Here is a 3,305-nt window from a genome sequence, read left to right as displayed (position 1 = left end):
TTCCTCGACGATGGTCGGCTGGAGATCGATAACAACATAGCCGAACGCGCCATGCGCTGCGTGGCCCTGGGCCGCAAAAACTGGCTGTTCGCAGGATCAAAGGCAGGCGGCGATCGGGCCGCTGCCATCTATTCGGTCATCGAGACCGCCAAGCTCAATGGCCTCGAACCGCAGGCCTACATCGCCGACGTCATCGCCAAGATCGCTGGCAACTGGCCCGCTGCTAAATGGGATAAACTCATGCCGTGGAACTGGCAGCCAGATAATCAGGGCTTCGCCGAAGCCGCCTGAACCGCGGTCCTCAGGCCACGCTTACCTTTCGACGGTGGTCCTTTCAAAGGAGCCTCCAATGAACGACTCGACCTAACGCCTGCTGGCTGTCCCCTGAAATGGGGCGGATGCGAAGGCTTGGCATGAAACTTTGGTACAGGCTGGGAAAAAATCTTCGCTGATCGCTATCAGTGAGAAGCCTACGCCAAATTCCGCCGTCTTCCGCCGCTGACCGCCAATTGCCGCCAGCGTTCACCGATCCATGAAAGCGTAGCTGCCAGCACGCCCGGTACACTCTTGTCCGGGACGGCAAGGCATCCAATGCTCGTGGCCGGGGGCGCGTGCAACATCCTGATTTGAAGAGACTGCCCCATGAACAATAGTGATCGTATCATTCGCTTGAAAACCGTCCTTGCCCGCACAGGGCTTTCCCGCTCCACCCTTTATCGCAAGATCGCGGACGGGACATTTCCCGCTCAAATCCGGATCAGCGTTCATGGCGCTGGCTGGCGCGAGTCCTCCGTGAACCGCTGGATCGCCGATCCTGTCAGCTATCGCGAGGGTCAAGCCGGAAGCCATGTCCAATGACCGCGCAACTGCCACCCGAACCGATATGCGTCCGCGTCAATGATGCAGCCCGCATGATCGGCGTCGGCCGCACCAAGCTTTATGAACTGATCGCGGCTGGCCAAGTCGAAACCGTGAAGCTCGGCAAGGCTACCCGCATCACAACCGCCAGCCTGCATGATCTGGTCAGGCGGCAGCGCGGCGCGTAGACGGCGGGGACTCTGCAGCCGTGTCCCCGTCTCTCTTTGTTGGCTCTTTGTCCAGATAATCGGCCCAACGCGCCATGAGATGTCGGCGCTTCTCGAAAAAGTCGGTGCGCCTATAGGCGGCTTCGACTTTGTTCGGCAACTTGTGCGCGAGCGCCTTATCGGCAACCTCCTTGGGGAAACGGGTCCGTTCGGCCACCCAATCGGTGAACGAAGATCGGAAGCCGTGGACTGTTATCCCAGCGATCCCGTCATCTCGTAACAGCTTGGTCATGGTCACATCGCTGATCGGCTTTGCGCCGTTTAGCGAGAACACAAGGCCGGTGTCGCTGGTGCGCTCGTTCCACCGTTTGCGTAGCAACGCTACAGCGGGCGCGGACAATGGCACGATATGGGTTTCCCGTGCCTTCATCCGTTCGCCTGGAATGGTCCAAATGCCCTTGTCCAAGTCAAACTCTGTCCAGACGGCAAAGCGCGTCTCGTTGGAGCGCACGGCATTGTAGATGGTAAAGCGCAGCGCGTCCCGGCCCGTTGTCGGCGCTGCCACCGCCAGCTTCTGCATAAGCGCTGGAACACCGGCATAGGGCATGGCCTCCATATGGCCGCGCTTGTCGTTCTGGCGCGGAAGTCCTTTGCGAACGGAACGCAGCGACACTTCCCCCGGCACCCAGCCATTGACGTGCGCAAAATCCAAAACAACGCTTATGCGCTGCAAAATGCGGCGGGCAGTTTCCGGAATTTCGAGCCAGATCGGCGCGAGCGCCTCGACCACGCAGGCGCTATCTACTTGATCTACCGGCTTCTTACCGATCTTCGGGAACAGATGCTTTTCGAAGCTAGCAAGCCACTTCGCATGGTGCCCGCCATTCCAGCCTTCGCGTAACGTCTCGTGGCAAGTCCGAGTCGCGGCTTCGAAATTGGGCACGATCTTTCGCGCCTTCCGCCGCTCGGCGACTGGATCAAAGCCTTCGCGGACTCGGCGTCGGAGTGCTGCTGCTGCTTCGCGCGCCTCGGCTAGCGATACGTCCAACGCTGATCCCAGCCCATAGTCCCGGCGTTGGCCGTGTCTCTGCATTCGCAGAACCCATGTCCGCGCCCCGCTGTCCTTCACGAGCAGGCAAAGGCCACGACTATCGGTATGGCGACCGGGTTTCGCGTTCTTAACTTTCAAAGTTGTTAGTGCCATCAGGTTCGGTTCCCTGTTAGGGAATTTTCCGCCTGTGTTCCCACAAACTGGTCCCACATTTCGTAGCAAAAAATGATCCCACTGTTGTTCCCACATTTTGATGCGGGTTCAGACAAATCAGGGCGACCGACCGCGAACAGGCTACAACAAAAATCACCGATGTTACAATGTGCTTACGGACGCCATGAACCCGCCTGACACGATACTTTTAGCGACTCCTCCGCTACCATTTTTACCGTCCGCTCAAGCTGTTCGGTTGTGCCGATACTCTGTTCTCTTCTATTGATGAGTGAGCGGGAATAGCCCTCAATTTTCAATTCAAACTTGCCGTTCAGGGACAGGCAGAGTGCGTTGGGCAATGCGCGACAATTCCGTCCGAAAGGGGTTTTCAGGTTAAGCCGGAAAAAGGCAAAACGGCCGGACACAATAAATTACAAACAACAATGCCGGTAATATAGCACGCCTAGCTCATTGTTTACATTGATCATATTTCCTGAATAAAGAGGCGGATTAATCCTGATACAGGACAGTCTTTCCCGCCGTCGCGGTCTTTGGATTTACAAAAAGGATCACCTGGCTAGTATATCAGATGTAAGCGACGACCGCGCCAATCAGGCGCAGGATCATCGCTACGCGACGAGGGAGAGGTATACATGATCGGTGATAATTCCTTGCGCCATGTGTCCACATGGGCGCTGGCGATGGCGCTTTTTGGAAGTTCTGGCGTAACGCAGGCGCAAATAGCTGATGAAACATCGGCGAGTTCGCGCGATTATAACGCCGCTGATATTCTGGTAACGGCTCGCAAGCGTCAGGAAAATATCGTCGATGTGCCGCTCGCCGTATCCATCGTCGGTGCTGCTCAACTGGAGCGCGACCAAGTCTATAATCTGACCGATCTTGCCCGAACCACACCGGCACTGGAAATCAACCAGGCCTTTGGTGGCGAATCCAATGGCGGCGGACGTCTTCGGGGCATTGGCACCGGGGTTTTCAATCCAAGCCCAACTTGAACAGTGCTTTTGGAAAAGGCATTGTGATTCAATGAGATGCATGCACCGGCGCGAGTGTTACCA

Annotated in this window: 5 protein-coding genes; 4 read left to right on the top strand and 1 reads right to left on the bottom strand. The window is 56.9% G+C overall.

Going from position 1 to position 3,305, the window contains the following annotated elements:
• The 3 genes from V2I08_RS20200 to V2I08_RS20190 all read left to right on the top strand — a co-directional run.
• Positions 1–291 (top strand): transposase domain-containing protein (locus tag V2I08_RS20200; protein WP_349636544.1); only part of this gene is annotated, 291 nt, incomplete at its 5' end.
• A 351-nt stretch (positions 292–642) separates the two neighbouring features.
• Positions 643–858, top strand: a complete 216-nt coding sequence (locus V2I08_RS20195; RefSeq protein WP_349636543.1) for an AlpA family transcriptional regulator — start codon at positions 643–645, stop codon at positions 856–858.
• A complete protein-coding gene (locus tag V2I08_RS20190) occupies positions 855–1,046 on the top strand; it encodes a helix-turn-helix domain-containing protein (RefSeq protein ID WP_349636542.1) in 192 nt (63 codons plus the stop codon). Before V2I08_RS20195 ends, V2I08_RS20190 begins: the two co-directional genes overlap by 4 nt.
• On the opposite strand, the gene V2I08_RS20185 is transcribed toward V2I08_RS20190, so the two are convergent.
• Positions 1,024–2,229: a phage integrase central domain-containing protein gene (locus V2I08_RS20185; RefSeq protein ID WP_349636545.1), complete on the bottom strand. Its 1,206-nt coding sequence runs from the start codon at positions 2,227–2,229 to the stop codon at positions 1,024–1,026. The genes V2I08_RS20190 and V2I08_RS20185 overlap by 23 nt on opposite strands.
• 653 nt (positions 2,230–2,882) lie before the next feature.
• Here V2I08_RS20185 and V2I08_RS20180 point away from each other — a divergent pair.
• Complete coding sequence (locus V2I08_RS20180) at positions 2,883–3,242, top strand: TonB-dependent receptor plug domain-containing protein (protein WP_349636541.1); 360 nt, start codon at positions 2,883–2,885, stop codon at positions 3,240–3,242.
• Positions 3,243–3,305 lie beyond the last annotated feature (63 nt).

This window comes from Sphingobium sp. MK2 (assembly GCF_040170545.1).
In the GTDB taxonomy this organism is placed as follows: domain Bacteria; phylum Pseudomonadota; class Alphaproteobacteria; order Sphingomonadales; family Sphingomonadaceae; genus Sphingobium.
This window is presented reverse-complemented; position numbering and strand designations above follow the sequence as displayed.